This window comes from Protofrankia sp. Cr2 (genome assembly GCF_963555885.1).
In the GTDB taxonomy this organism is placed as follows: Bacteria; Actinomycetota; Actinomycetes; order Frankiales; family Frankiaceae; genus Protofrankia.
In genome coordinates this window covers 21,459-37,806 of the sequence record NZ_CAUVXG010000041.1, presented here as the reverse complement: position 1 = coordinate 37,806, position 16,348 = coordinate 21,459, and the positions used below count along the sequence as shown (strand labels likewise).

Genomic DNA, 16,348 nt, shown 5'->3' with positions numbered 1-16,348 from the left:
TGGCCGAGCCGGTGCTCGATGCGGCGGTCGTGGCCACGGCACTGCTCGCCGGCGGCGCCGCCGGTACGGCGTTGGCGGAGCGGATCCTCGCGGGCGACGTGGTCGCGGCGTTCGATCCTGCTCCCGCAGACCTCGCGGTCGTGGCCGAGCCGCTGCCGCCGGACGTCCTGCTGGCCCCGGCCCCGGACCGTCGCTCGCTGCGGGTCCATGCGGTCCTCGGTGATCCGGTGGACGTCGACGACATGGACCCCACCCGTCCGCGGGTGAGCCGTCGACTTCGCGATCTCCCTGTGGTCGACGAGATCGAGATCGAGATCGCAGGTCCCGTCCTCCTCGAACGGGCCTCGGCGCTCGGCCGGATACTGCGGGCCGCCGAGCTTGTGGGGGCGGGTGAGGTCGCGATCGTTACGACCAAGGTCTACCTGGGCGGGCGCGAGCAGTTCGGTCGGCCGATCGGGGCATTCCAAGCGGTCCAGCACCAACTTGCGTCCGCCTGGTCCGGGCTCCAGGCCGCCCGCGCCTGCGTGCGAGCCGCGGCTGCCGCGTGGGACTCGCGGGATCGCGACGCCTACGCGCTCGCCGCGGCGGGGAGCCTGGCTGCGGTCGAAGCCGTCGCCGTCGCCGGCGAGCGCTGCCTGCACCTGCACGGCGGCATGGGCTACGCCTGGGAGACAGGCATGCACCTGACGGTGCGCCGGGCAGAAGCGGTCCGGCGCCTCAACGGTCCCCGACACGCACTCCACGCTGCGGCGCTCGGCGCGCTGGCAGCCCGGTGAAAGGAGACCAGTGAGTGGGAGACCAGTGAGTGTAGGAACGAGCAAGTGGAGTGGTCGGGCGACGGAGGAGCCCGGCCGCGGAGGGCGCGAGCGAGGGAGCGAACCGGAGGCGCTGTGGGCATCGGACTGACCGAGCAGGAGGCGTGGGAGCGCATCCGTGGCGCCCATACCGCGATCGTGACGACGCTGAAGGCTGACGGCTGGCCGGTCGCCCTGCCGAGCTGGTTCGTGGTCGACGGCTCGGACATCTACCTGCGTACCCCGGCGAAGAGCAGGAAAGTGCTGCGCATCAGCCGCGATCCCCGCGCCTCGTTCCTGATCGAGTCGGGGCGGGCCTGGGTGGAGCTGACCGCGGTCCAGCTGTCGTGCGAGGCGACGGTCCTGGACCGCGCGCTCGACAGGGAACAGGCGGTCCGCGTCGCGGAGCTGAGCGACACGAAGTACGCGGGCTTCTCGTTGCCGACCGCGGGGCTGCCTACGGCGACGGCCGCGCACTACGGATCGGGTATGGTCACGATCCGGCTGCGACCGGTCGGCCCGCCGGTGACGTGGGACAACAGCCGCATTCGCCTGGCAACCCATCGATAGACAGGGCTCACGCTCGCGCTTACCGTCGATACCGTGAACGAGGCAGGGTTAGTTCGCCCCCACGTGTTTTCGACCGGTCCAGCGGCGAGTCCAGGGGACGAGGTGGCCCGCCTGACCGCCGCGGCGCGGGCTGCGCTGGCCCGTGGCGGCTGGTGGGGCTTCAAGGTCGAGAGCGTGCTGCGCACCGCCGGCCTGTCGACGCGGTGCTTCTACCGTCACTTCGAGACCAAGGATCACCTCCTGCTCCACCTGCTGGAGGAGGACGTCTCGCGGGCGAGCAAGCGCCTCGAACGGGTGTGCACCGACCCTGACCCGCTGGTGCGGGTCCGCGCCTGGTTCGACGGCGTGCTGGACATGGCCTACGTGCCCCGGGTGGCGAAGCCGACCGTGCTCTTCGCGACGCACTGGCGCCACCTGCTCGGCATCTTCCCGGACCAGGTCGAAGCCTGTCGCGCGGCCCTGACCGCGCCGCTGGTCCGCGCCCTGGCGGATCTGGTCGCCTCCGGTGCGGCCGGCCCCGGCGTCGACGCCGAAGGTGACGCCCTGGGCCTGTTCCACATCGTGTCCGGCCCGGCCGCCGACGTCATCTCCCGCGGCGGGTCACCCGACCGCGCGACGACCGAGGCACAGATCCTGCCCTTGGTGGACCGCATCCTCGGCGTCACGCTCCCGGCGGCCAGCCGTCATGCGTGGCAGCTCGAAGACGGCTGACTCGAAGACGGCTGAGAAGCCGCTTTCCCGCCGGAACCTTGCCCGACCGGCACCCGGCGCAGTTGGCTGGAAGCGCCATGGATGAGACACCCGTACAGCTGCGTGCCCGGTTCGCCGAGTTCCTCGACACCCACGACCCTGGACCCGCGCCCAAGCACGCGGGCGAGCGTCTGGCGTGGCAGCGGTCCTGGGCCGCCCTGCTCGTCGACGAGGGCTTCGCGGCCCCCGGCTGGCCCCGCGAGTGGGGCGGCATGGAGCTGTCCCTCGCCCATCAGGTCGCCTACACCGAGGAGCTCTCCCGGCGCCGGCTGCCGCCGCACCCGAGCGGGGGCACCTTCGTCGTCGGTCCGACGTTGATCGTGCACGGCACGCGGGAGCAGCGTGAGCGTTACCTGCGGCCGGCGCTGCGCGGGGACGAGATCTGGTGCCAGGGGTTTTCCGAGCCAGACGCCGGCTCCGACCTGCCGAGCCTGCGCACCCGCGCCCGCCGCGACGGCGATCAGTACGTCGTCACCGGGCGCAAGGTCTGGATCACCAACGCCCGCGCCGCCGATCGCATGTTCGCCCTGGTGCGCACCGGTACGCAGGAGCAGCGTCAGGACGGCATCAGCTACCTCCTGATCGACATGCACGCTCCGGGCGTCACCGTCTCTCCCCTGGTGGACATGACGGGCAACACGTCGTTCTTCGAGGTCACGTTCGACGAGGTCGGCGTGCCGGTCTCCGATCGCGTCGGCGAGGAGGGCGGGGGCTGGCGGATCGCCCGCACGAGCCTCGGCCACGAACGGTCGACGGCCTTCATCACGCAGGCGTCGAAGTACCGCCGCGTTCTGGACGAGCTGGTCGCGCTCTCCGTGCGCCTCGACCGCGCCGGTGACCCGCTCGTCCGCCAAGCGCTGGCCAAGGCGGAGACCGACCTGCAGGTCGTGCGTCTCGGCGGGCTGCGGGTCCTCGGTGACCTCCTGCGGGGACGTGAGCCGGGTCCGGGGGCGTCGTTGGGACGCCTCGTCTTCACGGAGTTCGAGCAGCGACTGCACGCCCTCGCCGTCGAGATCACCGGACGGTCGGCGGTGCTCGCGCCGGGCCGGGCCCATCCGGTCGAGGGTGGGCGGTGGTCGGCGGGCCTGCTCGCCACCCGCGCCAGCACGATCGGGGCGGGGACCGCGGAGATCCAGCGCAACACCATCGCCGAACAGGTGCTCGGCCTCCCGCGAGAGCCGGCCGCATGAGCGCCGGTGAGGTTGTCGTCGGTACCGACGGCGGCCTGCTCGAGATCGTCCTGGACCGCGCGCCGACCCGCAACGCACTGCGAGCCGTCGACATGCACAGGATCACCGACGCGGTCACCGACGCGGTCGACGGCGGAGCCGTCCGGGCGGTCCTCATCCGCTCGGTGGGGCCGCACTTCAGCGCGGGCGCGGACATCGTCTCGGTGAATGCGTCCGGTACCGAACGCCCCGTCACCGGTGGACTGATCCGGGCGGTCCGTGCCGGCGCGAACCGCATGATCCAGACGTTGTGGGACTGCCCGCTGCCCCTCGTCGTCGCCGTGCAGGGTCGGGCGATGGGCCTGGGCGCTCACCTGGCACTTACCGCCGACGTGATCGTAGCCGGGGAGAGTGCGTCCTTCGTGGAGCCCTTCGCCGGGCTGGGCTTCGCGGTGGACAGCGGCGGCACGTGGCTGCTCGCGCGCAGGGCCGGGCTCGGCGCGGCCACCCAGGTGCTCCTGCGGGGGAAGCCCTTGGATGCGCGGCGCGGCCACGAGCTGGGCGTCTTTGACGAGGTGGTCGCTGACGGCGATCTCGCGGTGCAGGCGGCCCGGATCACCAGTGACCTGGCGGCGGGGCCGACTCTCGCACTGTCAGTCACCAAGGGACTGCTGCGCCGTGGCCTCACCACCGACCTTGCCGCCGCCCTCGAGTCCGAGCTGGTGGCCGTCGAGCTCACGGTGCGCAGCAGCGACTTCAAGGAGGGCATCGCCGCCTTCGGTCAGCGGCGCAAGCCCGAGTTCACGGGACGCTGAGACACCCTCGGTCAGCTGGTCGCGGGCATGGCGATGGACTTGAGCTCGAGGTAGGAATCGAGACCCTCACGGCCCCACTCACGGCCGAGCCCCGACTGCTTGAAGCCGCCGAACGGTGCGCTCGTGTCGTAGCTGAAGCCGTTGACGTTGAAGGTGCCGGTGCGCACGCGTCGCGCCACGTCGAGTCCCTGCTGCGGGTCTGCGGTCCACACGGCACCGCACAGCCCGAACGGGGAGTCGTTGGCGATGTCGACCGCATCGTCCACGGTCTCGTATGGGATGACGCACAGCACCGGTCCGAAGATCTCCTCGCGCGCGATGCGCATGCTGTTGTCCACGTCGGCGAACAGAGTCGGTTGGACGTACCAGCCCTTGTCCTGGCCATCGGGTCGTCCGCCACCGGTGACGACTCGCGCTCCGGCGTCGCGGCCGGCCTGGAGGTAGCCCTCGACCCGCTCGCGCTGCTCACGGCTCACCAGCGGCCCGACAACTGTGCCCGGATCGAAGGGGTCTCCGACAGGTAGGTGGCCGACGATGGCCGCGGCCCGTTCGACGATCTCGGTATAGCGGGAGCGCGGAGCGAGCAGCCGGGTGAGGGCGATGCATGCCTGCCCGTTGTTCAGCATCGCGCCCTGGACCGCCGTCGGGATCGCCGCGTCGAGGTCCGCGTCCTCCAACACGATGCACGCCGACTTGCCGCCGAGCTCCAAGGTGACCCGCTTGATCTGCTCACCGCACAGGCATGCGATCCGCCGTCCGGCAACTGTGCTGCCGGTAAAACTGATCTTGTCCACGCCGGGATGGGTTACGACCCGCTCGGATACCTCACGGTCGGCGGCGACGATGTTGACGACGCCGGCCGGCAGCCCCGCGGCTTCGAGCACCTCGGCAAGGACGTAGGTGTCCAGCGGCGTCTGCGGAGCCGGTTTGACGACAGTGGTGCAGCCGGCGAGCAGGGCCGGCGCGAGCTTGCCCAGGAGCAGCCCGAGTGGCGCGTTCCACGGGATGATCAGCCCGGCCACGCCGACCGGCTCCCGTCGCACGACTATCGGACCGACGCTGCCCGCGCGGTGCTCCTCGAACGAGACGCGCTCGGACATCCCGGCGTAGTAGCGGATCAGAGCCGAGGACACCTGTGCCACCCGGCTGAAGGTGATGGGTGATCCCATCTCCGCTGTGATGAGTTCGGCGAGTTCCTCATGGCGGTCGTCGAGGAGGTCGGCCGCCCGCAGGAGGACCTGTGCCCGCTCCGTCGCGGTCAGGTGGGGCCACGGCCCTTCGTCGAAAGCCGTGCGGGCAGCGCCGACCGCGGCGTCGACGTCGGCGATCTCGGCTCGCGGGACGCTCCCGATGACCTCCTCGGTGGCCGGGCTCACCACCGACAGGCGACCGCCGCCGGCCGGCTTCGTCAGCTGCCCGCCGATCCAGAACGCATCGTGGTCGATCGTCATCTCCAGCTCCTCTGGCTCGGATCAGGCGGGGACGAGCACTGGCTTGACGACGGAGCCGTCGGCGGCGGCGGCGAGAGCGGCCTCGATCTCCGACAACGGGAAGGTCCTGCTCATCGCCTCGAGGGGTAGCAGCCCCGCGCGCCACATCGCCACCAGTTGGGGGATGAACACTCTGGGGTTGGACAGGCCCATCGTGGCGCCACGCAGCGTCCGACCCGCAAGCAGCGACAGGGAGTCGATGGCGTACTGCGTACCGGGTGCGGCGGCTCCGACGAGGATCGTCGTCCCGACGCCGTGCGTGGACAGGAACGCAGCCGGGAGCGCCAGGGGGTTGCCACTCGCCTCGACGGCGCCGTCGACACCCCCTGGCACGAGCGCCTGGACCATTGCCACGGCATCGCCGCTGTTCGCGTCGACGAGGTCCGTCGCGCCGAAGATCGTGGCGAGCTCCAGGCGAGCGGGGTTCACATCGACGGCGAGGATCCGGGTGGCCCCGCTGTACTTCGCGGCAGCCACCGCCGAGAGCCCCACGGCGCCCAGACCGAACACGGCAACCGAGGAGCCCGGACGCGGCCGCAGCGCGTTGAGGACGGCGCCTGCGCCTGTCTGTACGCCGCAGCCCAGGGTGCCGGCCAGTTCGAGGGGCACGTCGTCGGGCAGCTTCACGGCGAAGCGCGACTCGGTCAGCGCGTGGGTCGCGAATGACGACTGGCACACGAACGTGGCGTGGACAGGCTCACCGTGCTTCGACAGGGGGATCGAGCCGTCCCCGCGGGAGCCCCTCATGTTGATCAAAGCTGCGCTCGGGCACTCTGCCGGCCGCGCGGACAGGCACGCGGGGCAGGTCCCACACGAACCGCTGGAGAGCACGACGCGGTCACCGACCACCACGTCGGTTACGGCCTCGCCGACGGCGACGACCGTGCCGGCGCCTTCATGACCCAGGACTGCCGGCAGGGGGTAGGGCCAGTGCCCGTCGCGGAACGACAGATCTGTGTGACAGATCCCGGTGCCGGCGATCTCCACGACGATCTCGCTGCGGCGTGGTGCCTCGAGCTGGAGTAGCTCCAGCGCCATCGTGGCGCCGGCTTGGCGCAGGACGGCTGCGGTGATGTCCACGTTCGACTCCTACGTCGTGGGACGGTGCTGGTGTTGAGCCCGCCGGCGCCTCTCGTGTCGCGCGCACAGTACCCACCTGCCGGGTTACCCGACTGAGAACGACGTTGTCGACGAGATCGTCCTCGGCCCCGTGACTCCGGTGCTACAAACGGAAATCGGTTTAGAGCGCCCGGCAATAGGGGCGTGGATGAAGGAGCGGGGCCGGGGTGCGTGCATCGCGAGGCGGAGGAGGGAGGCACCCTGGTGTTGGGTGTCGACCGACGACAACGCGGCGAGGTGCGTGCCCCGGCCCCGTGACGCCGCGTCCCCTGTTGCCGGGCGCTCTTCGTACCTGAGGGAGTGGCATCATGTTCGACCTCTTCAGCGTCGACGACCACATCATCGAGCACGCGAAGGTCTGGACTGACCGCCTGCCGGCCAGGTACGCGGACGACGCCCCCCACGTCATCGAGCGGGACGGCCGGGAGTACTGGGTCTGGGAGGGCGAAACGTTCCCCCAGATGGGCCTGAACGCCGTGGCGGGCAAACCGCAGGAGGAGTGGAACCTTGAGCCCGTCCGCTTCAGCGACATGATTCCCGGCTGCTACGACCCCCGCGCGCGTGCTGAGGACATGCGCGAGGACAACATCCTGGCGAGCCTCTGCTTCCCGACGCTGGCGGGTTTCGGTGGCCGGGTGCTGAACAACTACGCCGACAAGGAACTCGCCAGCCTGTGCGTTGCGGCCTACAACGACTTCCACATCGAGGAGTGGTGTGCCGCCGCGCCCGAGATGTTCGTGCCCTGCATCGTCGGCCAGGTGTGGGATCCGGTCGCCATGGCGACCGAGATCCGACGCTGCGCCGCCAAGGGTGCACGGGCACTTTCCTTTCCCGAGGGTACGGTCTCCCTCGGCCTGCCGTCACTGTTCAGCGACTTCTGGAACCCGGTCTGGGAGGCGTGCACGGAGACCGAGGTCGTCATCTGCATGCACATCGGTTCCAGTGGCGAGCTCACCAACCCGGCGCCTGACGACGGCCCCTTCGTCCTTCCGATCGCCCTCGGCAATGTCAACGCCTGTGCGGCGATGGTCGCGTTCGCGATGAGCCCGGTACCTCGCAGGTACCCCACCATCAAGCTGGCCCTGTCCGAGGGTGGGATCGGCTGGATCCCGTCGGCTGTCGAGCGGGCCGACCGCCAGTTCCTCAAGCACCGCCTGTGGGCGGGCATGGACGACCTGCTCCCCAGCCAGGTCTGGGAACGCAACATCTGGGCGTGCATGATCGAAGAGCCGTTCGGCGTGAAGGTCCGTCACGACGTAGGTATCGACAAGATCCTCTGGGAGTGCGACTACCCCCACGCCGACACGCTCTGGCCGAACAGTCAGAAGCATGTGACGGAGCTTCTCGCGGACGTTCCCGCCCCCGAGGCGACCGCTATGACCAGCGGCAACGCTGAGAGGCTCTTCCGCTGGAAGATCGGCGTGGGCGGCGTCTGAGCGGTTGGCGGAACAGGAGAGAGCGTCACATGGACATCCCCAGGATCATCAGCGTAGACGATCATGTGATCGAACCCCCGACGCTCTGGTCGGACCGCCTGCCCGCGAGGTATGCCGACCGTGGGCCCCGCCTCGAGCGCCGACACGGTCGAATGATCTTCGACGGGGGCCTGAAGTTCAGCGAGGAGCAGCATCCCGACGCGGGTCCGGTCGACCTGTGGCTCTACGACGATCTGGTCTCGCCCCTGCCGCGTGGGATGGCCCAGGTCGGGTATCTCGACGAGCCCTCGGCAAGGTCGGTGACCTACGACGACATCGTCGCAGGCTGCTGGCAACAGGATGCTCGGCTGGCGGCGATGGACCACAACCACACCGAGGCCAGCCTCTCGTTTCCCAGCTTCTCCCGTTTCTGTGGCCAGACGTTCCTGGAGCGGGAGGACAAGGAGCTTGCGCTGCTCTGCGTCCAGGCCTACAACGACTGGATGATCGACGACTGGTCCGGCGGCGCCGCCTACGGCCGGCTCATCCCGTGCACCCTCGTTCCGCTGTGGGATCCCGAACTCGCGGCGGCGGAGATTCTCCGGTGCGCAGGGAAGGGCTCGCATGCGGTTGCCTTTTCCGAGAGCCCGGTCCCGTTGGGCCTCCCCAGTATCTACGGCTCGCACTGGGAGCCGTTCTTCCGCGCGTGCGACGAAACCGACACTGTAATCAACATGCATATCGGATCGTCGTCACAGATGGCGCTGACGGCGCCCGATGCTCCGCTTGAGGCGGGCATGGCATTGACCGCCGAGAATTCCGTGCACGCGTTCGTGGACTGGCTGTGCTCGGGTGTCCTCGTGCGCCACCCCAATATCAAGATCGCGCTTTCCGAGGGTCAGGTCGGCTGGATGCCATTCATGATTGAGCGACTGGACTCCGTGTGGGAGCGCAGCCACTACTACGGCAACAAGCTCCGGGAAGCGCTGCCCGAGCCGCCGAGTTCCTACATCGCCGGTCGAGTCTACGGCTGCATCTTCGACGACATTCATGGCCTGGCGAGCCGCGACGTCGTCGGCATGGGACAGATCATGTTCGAGACCGACTACCCGCACTCGGACTCCACGTTCCCTCACTCGCGTGAGACCGCCGAGAAGATCGTCACTGCTGCCCGGCTCAACGAGCACGAGACTTGGCAACTGCTCCGGGGCAACGCCATCGAGTGTCTCGGCCTGAAGCGCATCGGAATCACCAGGTGACTCGTCGGCGTGGAGATTCGGCAGTCGGCATGGGGATGGAGACCTCAGCATGGTGGTGAAGAAAAGAACGTCCCAGGAGCTGTTGACCAGGCGCCCCCGCGCTCCTCACAAGGTGGGCGTCTGCATGGAGTTCGCCGGGGGCACCAACCTCATCCAGGACTTCTACGACGGCATCCGGCTCGCCTTCTCCGAGGCGGAGGAGCGCGGCGACGTCGACCGCACCATCGAGCTCGTCATCCGCGAGGTCCAGGGACCGATGCGGGGTACCAGCTCCGTCGTCGTCGACGCCTGGCGAGAGCTCGTCCACGACGAGGACTGCCTCGCCATCATCGGACCCGTGGTCACCGAGGCCAATCTGGCTCTCGTCGACGAGGTCAACCGCACGGGCGTGCCGACCATCAGCTTCTGTGCCACCTTCGACTGGGCCGGCCCCTACGCCTTCGCGCTGCAGAACGGTGGATTCCCGGACGAGGCAGTGCTCCTCGCCGGCTACCTCGCGTCCCAGGGAATCACCCGCGTCGCGTCGTTCCGCGAGGACGGGATCATCGGCGAGGAGTACGGCGCCGCCTTCCGTGCCGCGGCCAAGCGCTATGGCCTCACCCTCGTCACCGACCACGTCGTCGGTCTGTTCAACACCTATGAGCCGGTCGAGCCCGTGTTGCGGGCAGCTCACGAAACAGGCGCCGAGTGCATCGTCGTCCTCTCCGCCTATGGCACGCTGGGCCCCGTCCGCGCCGCGGTCACGGCGATCAGCGACGAGCTCGGCTGGAACCCCGTGAAGGTCCAGAACACCACGTGGGTCGCCATCACCGCGTTCGGGGGCGCAGGTGACTACGACCAGGCCGCGCTCATCGCGGACTTCGACGGCTGGATCGGGCTCGACCAGATCCACGAGGGCAACCGGCACTTCCAGGATGTCCTGTTCCGCTTCGAGAAGCGCTTCGGTCGCAGACCCTTCCACGCCTACGCGGCTCTCGGCTTCGACCACGGCTTCGTCGTCGCGAACGCACTGGGCCGGATGCGGCCCCCGTCGGCCCAGGGGCTCACCGACGCCCTCGAGCGCACCCGGATGGTTCCGGCGTGCATCGGTGGACCGGGCACCGTCATCAGCTTCGGACCGTACGACCACCGCGGCTACAAGGGCGACTACATCGTCCTGCGCACCATCGCCGACGGTATCGAACAGCTGGTCGACGTGACGTGGGCAGACCTGCTGCCGGCCTCGCCACTGGGCATCGGCGCGCAGAACGCCGCTGGCGCGGACGCCGTTGGTGCGGACGCCGCTGGTGCGAGCCACGCCGTGTCCGGTGCCGGCACCCGCTACAGCCTCGTCGGCGACCGGACGCCCTTTCGCATCGGCGTGCTGCAGGACTGGGCGCTGTGGGCGCCGGTCGAGAAGTGGTATGACGGCCTGCGCCTTGCGTTCGCCGAGGCCCTCGAATCGGGGCTCCTGGACCGCGATGTCGAACTGGTCGTCCGCGAGGTCGAAGGCCCGCCGGACGGCGCTGCCGCCGGTGTCGTCCGCGCGTGGCGGGACCTGGTCCACAAGGAGAAGGTCCTCGGGGTCGTCGGTCCGTTCATCACCGACCTGACCCGCATCCTGCGGGACGAGATCGAACGGACGCGCGTCCCGGTGATCTCCTACTGCGCGACGACGAAATTCGCCGGGGATTTCTGCTTCCAGACGCCCAACGGCACGTTCGCCGACGAGACCTTCCACATCGCGCGTCATCTCCTGCGCCGCGGTGTGAGGCGGGTCGGAGTGGTCCGTGAGGACAACCCCATCGGCGACGAGTACTACGACTGGTTCCGCCTGCACGCCCGCACCCTCGGCCTACAGGTCACCAGCGATCAGATCGTGTCACCGCGCGTCACCGGTGAGGAGATGGACACCGCGCTGCGGGCCGTCCGTGCATCGGGTGCACAGGGCGTCGCCCACCTGGGATACGGACTGTCCTTCTACGCCGTGCTGGCGCAGATGGCCCGCCACGTCAGCGAGGGCTGGGACGTCCCCCGAGTCACGATCACCACCTGGGTGCTGTGTAGCGGGATGGACCAGGAGCTCGGCAGCCCGGCCCTGATGAACCTCCCCGCGCCTGCCGACCTGCTTGAAGGCTGGGTCGGGGTCGACCTCCCGCACGAGGGCAACAAGGTCTTCCAGGGCTTCCAGGACCGCTACGTCGCACGTTTCGGGGGTGCGAAGCCTTACGGCTGCTACCCCGCGCACATGTACGACATGGGCCGGGTGCTCGCCGAGGGTATCGCCCGCTCACGTCCGGTCACGCCCGAGGGCCTTGCGAAGGGACTGGAGAAGGTCCGGATGGTACCGGCGACGATGGGAGCCCCAGGTACGGTGCTGGGCTTCGGGCCCTACGACCACCGTGGTTACAAGGGATCCGACTACCTCGTCCTACGCACCGTGCTCGGCGGCCGGGAGGGCCTCGTCGAGGAGCTCATGCCAGGGTTCTCCGACCGGCCGACGGCGCTGAGATGATGTTCTCTCCGCGACGAAGACCGCGCCCCAGTGCGGTCACGGCCGGGCCTTGCCACCGGCGAACGCAGCGGGCAGACCCATGGCCACCGCGACCGTCTCGCGGTGCTCCGTCGGACTGCCGTGCAGCGCCTGGTTGCTCACGGCGCGCCGGTAATAGCGATGCGCCGGGTGCTCCCACGTGAAGCCGATGCCGCCGAGGACCTGGATGCACCCGGCCGTGACCGCCACCGCGTTCTCGGTGGCGCAGGCCTGCGCCATCGCGGCCGCGGTGGCCGGGTCCTCACCGGTGTCGGCGACCCGCAGCGCGTAGGTCGACACCGAGCGTGCCGCCTCGACGGCGACCAGCATGTCCGCGCAGCGGTGCTTGATCGCCTGGAACGACCCGATGGGCCGGCCGAACTGGTGGCGGACCTTCGCGTAGGCCACCGCGGTGTCCAGTGCCCAGGAGGCGACGCCGACGCTCTCCGCCGCCAGGCCGATGCTGAGCGCCTGGGATGCGGCGTGCAGGCACCGCGGCGCCGCGGTGGACAGCACCGTCGCCGGGCCGTCGATCACCAGGTCCGCCAGCCGGCGGGTGAGGTCCAGCGTGGCGAGCGGGGTGGCCACGATCGAGCTGCTCGGCACGGCCAGCAGCTCGCCGTCCGCGTTCGCGACGAGAACGAGGTCCGCCCCCGCCCCGTCGAGAACCATCGAGGCGCGGCCGCGGGCGACGTTCCCGTCATGCTCCACCCGGGCGTCCAGGGACACCGTCGCGGTGAGCGCGCCGGACGCGATGGCGGGGAGGTGCTCCCGGTCGCCGGCGGCGAGGAGCGCCGTGGTGGCGAGCAGGACGCTCGACAGGAACGGCACGCACGCCAGCGAACGTCCCAGCTCTTCGAGGACGACGCCCACCTCGGCCCATCCCGCGCCCGCGCCACCGAGCTTCGCCGGGATCGCGAGGCCCAGGGCGCCCATGTCTGCGAGCGCCCGCCACAGCGTGGGGTCGGGGCGGTCCTGCCCCTGTTCCTGCCCCTGTTCCGGTCCCTGGTCACGCAGCAGCTCCTGCACGCCGCGGCGCAGGGCGTTCTGCTCCTCGGTCAGCGCAAGATCCACGGTTGCTCGCCCGGCGGCGGCACTCACGGCTTGTTGGTGTTGCCCGCGTCGACCGCGAGCTGGACTCCGGTGACGTAGCGAGCCTCGTCGGAGGCCAGCCACAGCATCGCGTGGGAGACGTCGCGCTCGGGGATCGCGCCCACGGGTACGTAGTCGCCGCCGGGCTCGGTGTCGAGATCGGGGAGCATGTTCGTCGCACCGAGCAGCGCCGTGGGGTTCGCCATGAAGATCGGCATTGCGGTCTCGGCCCCACCGATGCCCATGCCCGGGCTGGCGACCCCGGTGGGGTGCACCGTGTTGACACGGATGCGGTGCGGCGCCAGCTCGTTCGCGAAGGCCTTCATCAGCCCGACGACTCCGTGCTTACTGGCGACGTAGTGCGCGTAGGGCAGCTGACCGCGGATGCCCGCCGCCGAGCTGGTGATCGTGATGGTGCCGCCCCGCCCGGCCTCGATCATCGACGGCACGGTGCACACGATGGTGTTCCACACGCCCTTGAGGTTGGTGTCGATGATCGCGTCGTAAACGTCGTCCTCGATCTCCCAGGACCGCTCGTGAAAGGTGATGATTCCTGCGTTGGCGAGCACGGCGTCGACCCGCCCGAAAGCCTCGAGGCCGGCGTCGACAGCCGCCTGGACCTGGTCGCGATGGCGGACGTCGGCGACCGCGGTGACGCACTGTCGGCCCGCCTTCTCGACCAGCGCCTTGGTCTCCTCGAGGTCTTCCGGCGAGGGGTACGGGTAGCCCACCCGGGGGTGGATCTCGGCGCACGCGTCGACGGCGACGACGTCGGCACCCTCCTCGGCGAAGCGAACCGCGTGCGACCGGCCCTGCCCCTGACCGGCGCCGGTGATGAAGACGACCTTGTCGGCGACTCTGCCCATGTCTGCTCCCTCGGAAGATGTTGCGTGGACAGTCACACCAGGTACGAGAACGGGGTCGGTTCGACCGGGCCGCTCGGTGTCGTGAACGGCAGACTGATCCAGCCGTTGACGATCCCGATGCTCGGGTACCGCTGCGCCGACGCCTCGTCGACGACGTGCTCCGGCATCCGCCGCAGCACCTCTTCGAGGACGATCCGCATCTCCAGACGCGCGAACGTGGACCCCAGGCAGCGGTGGATACCCAGACCGAATGCCTGGTGGCGGTTCGGGAACCGGGTGAGGTCGATCGACTCGGGATCGTCGAAAGCCTCCGGATCCCGGTTGGCCGCGGCCATGGAGAGCAGGACACGATCCCCCTGGGGGATGTCGGTCCCGCTGAGGGTGACGGGGCAGGTGGCTGTACGAGCCAGCGCCTGCGTCGGGGTGAAGTAGCGCAGGAACTCCTCGCAGGCGTTGGGGATGAGGGAAGGGTCGGCCGCCAACCTGGCTCTCTCGTCGGGGTGCTGGTGGAGCCACAGCAGCGCGTTGGCCATCAGGGAGGTGGTCGTGTCGACGCCGCCGATGAGGATCAGCGACGAGATCTCGAGGATCTCCTGATCGGTCAGCGCCCTGCCGTTGACCTCGGCCTGCACCAGCATGGTGAGCAGGTCGTCCTGCGGCTCGATGCGCCGCGCCGCGGCCGTCTCCCCGAGCTTGACGATGACCGTGAAGTACATCGCGAGGGCCTCGTCGTGTCCGGGGCTGCCGGGTGCCTCGTAGACCATCCGGTGCATCGGCTCGGCGTAGATCGCCCAGTCGGCGAGCGGGAGGCCGAGCAGGTGCGCGGTGAAGACGCCGGGCACGGGGTTGAGCAGGTCCAGGACGAGGTCACCGCTCCCCTTGGCCACGATCGGGTTGAGGAAGGCCGTCGTGAGATCGCGGATCTTCTGCTCGTAGCGTCTCGACGCGGCGGGGGAGAAGTGCGGGTTGAGCAGCTGCCGGAAACCGGTGTACTCGGGTGGGTCCATCTCGATAGGGGTCTGCTTCAGTGGAGCAGACGGGATCGCGACGCCGCCGGAGTGGTTTCCGTCCTCGTCGACAGCGTGGTGGGACGAGAAGGCAGCGTCGTCGAGGAACGCCGTCTTCACGTCCTCGTAGCGGGTGAGCAGCCAGAAGCCGTCGTAGGCGGGGACGTGTGACACCGGACAGGTCCGACGCAGGTCCGCGTGGATCTGCGCCCAGTGCTCGGCGTAGCCGGCGGAGTGGTGATCGTAGGTCGTGCTCACGCCTGCACGTAACCACGTCCACCCGCCGGTGCGTAGCGGTGCCGGTGAGATGGCTCTTCTCATCCCCAGGGCTGGACGTGGCGCGGCGGGCACGCCTGACCGCGCCATGAGGAGCGCATCCCTCGTCGACGCCGAGCAACGACCGAACGCCGGTCACGCTCGGGCGCTGAGAAGCGGGTTCCGAACCCTTGTTCCGCCCCCGGTCGGCGAGCGAGAGTGGACAGATGATCAGCCTGTTCAGCGTCGACGACCACATCATCGAGCCGCCCGGTGTGTGGCAGGACCGGGTCCCGGAGAAGTTCAGGGCCACCGCGCCCCAGGTGCGCGAGGAGCCCGACGGTACGCAGTACTGGACCTACGAGGACACCCGCGAGGCGACCATGGGCCTCAACGCCGTTGCCGGCAAGCCGATCGAGACCTGGGGGCTGGAGCCCAAGCGTTTCGAGGACATGATCCCCGCGTGTTATGACCCGGTGGCCCGCGCTCGGGAGCTCCTGTCGCAGGGCGTCTGCGCCTCGGTCGCCTTCCCGTCTCTGCCCAGGTTCGGTGGCGCACTGTTCGCGTCCTTCAAGGACAAGGAGCTGGCCGCCGCCTGCGTCCGGGCCTGGAACGACTTCGTCCTCGACGAGTGGTGCCCCGCCGGTCCGCGCGGGCTCTACGTCCCCATGACGATCGCGCCCCTATGGGACCCGCAGGCCGCCGCTGCCGAGCTGCGCCGCTGTGTCGCGAACGGTGCCCGGGCGATCTGCCTGCCGGAGAACCCAGCCCCGCTCGGCCTTCCGTCCTACTGGCAGGCCGACTGGGACCCGCTGTGGCAGGCAGTCACCGAGACGGGTGTGCCGGCGTGCATGCACATCGGCTCCAGCGGCCAGCTCTACATGGGCTCTGCCGACTCGTCCTTCGCGGTGCCGATCGCGACGATGGCCGTCGCCTCGTGGGTCTGCGCGGTCGACATCTCGATGAGCCCGGTCTTCGCGAAGTTCCCGGACGTGCAGATCGTGTGGTCCGAGGGCGGCATCGGGTGGGTGCCCGCGGCGCTCGAGCGAGCGGACCGCCAGTGGGAGCGCCACCGCTACTGGTCGCATCTGCCGAACGACGTCCTGCCCAGCGAGGTGTTCAGGCGCAACTTCACCTTCTGCATGATCGAGGAGCCGTGGGGCCTCGAGCAGCGCGGCCAGGTCGGCGTCGACCGCATCGTCTGGGAGGCCGACTTCCCCCACGCGGACACGCCC

Annotated in this window: 14 protein-coding genes; 9 read left to right on the top strand and 5 right to left on the bottom strand. The window is 69.6% G+C overall.

Annotated elements, in window-relative coordinates; genetic code table 11:
- The 5 genes from U9978_RS17395 to U9978_RS17375 form a co-directional block, all read left to right on the top strand.
- The coding region (locus U9978_RS17395) for an acyl-CoA dehydrogenase family protein (protein ID WP_322762198.1) at positions 1–776 on the top strand (776 nt) is incomplete at its 5' end.
- Positions 777–890: 114 nt separating this feature from the next.
- Positions 891–1,364, top strand: coding sequence for a pyridoxamine 5'-phosphate oxidase family protein (locus U9978_RS17390; protein ID WP_322762197.1), 474 nt, complete (start codon positions 891–893; stop codon positions 1,362–1,364).
- Positions 1,365–1,427: 63 nt separating this feature from the next.
- The gene (locus tag U9978_RS17385) at positions 1,428–2,075 is read left to right on the top strand and encodes a TetR/AcrR family transcriptional regulator (RefSeq protein ID WP_322762196.1); all 648 of its coding nucleotides are present in this window, start codon (positions 1,428–1,430) and stop codon (positions 2,073–2,075) included.
- Positions 2,076–2,152: 77 nt separating this feature from the next.
- Entirely contained in the window at positions 2,153–3,304 is a 1,152-nt protein-coding gene (locus tag U9978_RS17380; RefSeq protein WP_322762195.1) for an acyl-CoA dehydrogenase family protein, read from the top strand.
- Positions 3,301–4,098 carry an enoyl-CoA hydratase/isomerase family protein gene (locus U9978_RS17375; protein ID WP_322762194.1) on the top strand — a complete coding sequence of 266 codons (798 nt, stop codon included), beginning with the start codon at positions 3,301–3,303 and terminating at the stop codon, positions 4,096–4,098. The genes U9978_RS17380 and U9978_RS17375 overlap by 4 nt, the downstream gene beginning before the upstream one ends.
- A gap of 11 nt (positions 4,099–4,109) precedes the next feature.
- Here U9978_RS17375 and U9978_RS17370 read toward each other — a convergent pair whose 3' ends face one another.
- On the bottom strand, positions 4,110–5,549 hold the full coding sequence (locus U9978_RS17370) for an aldehyde dehydrogenase (RefSeq protein ID WP_322762193.1): 1,440 nt from the start codon (positions 5,547–5,549) through the stop codon (positions 4,110–4,112).
- Positions 5,550–5,570: 21 nt separating this feature from the next.
- Positions 5,571–6,668, bottom strand: coding sequence for an NAD(P)-dependent alcohol dehydrogenase (locus U9978_RS17365; RefSeq protein WP_322762192.1), 1,098 nt, complete (start codon positions 6,666–6,668; stop codon positions 5,571–5,573).
- Between the two features lie 347 nt (positions 6,669–7,015).
- On the opposite strand from U9978_RS17365, the gene U9978_RS17360 reads away from it, so the two are divergent.
- Genes U9978_RS17360 through U9978_RS17350 form a run of 3 tightly spaced genes read left to right on the top strand, consistent with a single transcriptional unit; the run spans position 7,016 to position 11,875 of the window.
- Positions 7,016–8,143 (top strand): amidohydrolase family protein, encoded by a 1,128-nt coding sequence (locus U9978_RS17360; protein WP_322762191.1) that lies wholly within the window; start codon positions 7,016–7,018, stop codon positions 8,141–8,143.
- 29 nt (positions 8,144–8,172) lie between these two features.
- On the top strand, positions 8,173–9,381 hold the full coding sequence (locus tag U9978_RS17355; RefSeq protein ID WP_322762190.1) for an amidohydrolase family protein: 1,209 nt from the start codon (positions 8,173–8,175) through the stop codon (positions 9,379–9,381).
- 49 nt (positions 9,382–9,430) lie between these two features.
- Positions 9,431–11,875: an ABC transporter substrate-binding protein gene (locus tag U9978_RS17350; RefSeq protein WP_322762189.1), complete on the top strand. Its 2,445-nt coding sequence runs from the start codon at positions 9,431–9,433 to the stop codon at positions 11,873–11,875.
- 36 nt (positions 11,876–11,911) lie between these two features.
- Here U9978_RS17350 and U9978_RS17345 read toward each other — a convergent pair whose 3' ends face one another.
- From U9978_RS17345 to U9978_RS17335, 3 genes are read right to left on the bottom strand one after another with little or no spacing between them, the layout of a single operon-like run.
- Entirely contained in the window at positions 11,912–12,994 is a 1,083-nt protein-coding gene (locus tag U9978_RS17345; RefSeq protein ID WP_322762188.1) for an acyl-CoA dehydrogenase family protein, read from the bottom strand.
- On the bottom strand, positions 12,991–13,851 hold the full coding sequence (locus tag U9978_RS17340; protein WP_322762187.1) for a mycofactocin-coupled SDR family oxidoreductase: 861 nt from the start codon (positions 13,849–13,851) through the stop codon (positions 12,991–12,993). The genes U9978_RS17345 and U9978_RS17340 overlap by 4 nt, the downstream gene beginning before the upstream one ends.
- A gap of 32 nt (positions 13,852–13,883) precedes the next feature.
- On the bottom strand, positions 13,884–15,116 hold the full coding sequence (locus U9978_RS17335; protein ID WP_322762186.1) for a cytochrome P450: 1,233 nt from the start codon (positions 15,114–15,116) through the stop codon (positions 13,884–13,886).
- 224 nt (positions 15,117–15,340) lie between these two features.
- On the opposite strand from U9978_RS17335, the gene U9978_RS17330 reads away from it, so the two are divergent.
- On the top strand, positions 15,341–16,348 hold a 1,008-nt coding region (locus U9978_RS17330), incomplete at its 3' end, for an amidohydrolase family protein (protein ID WP_322762185.1).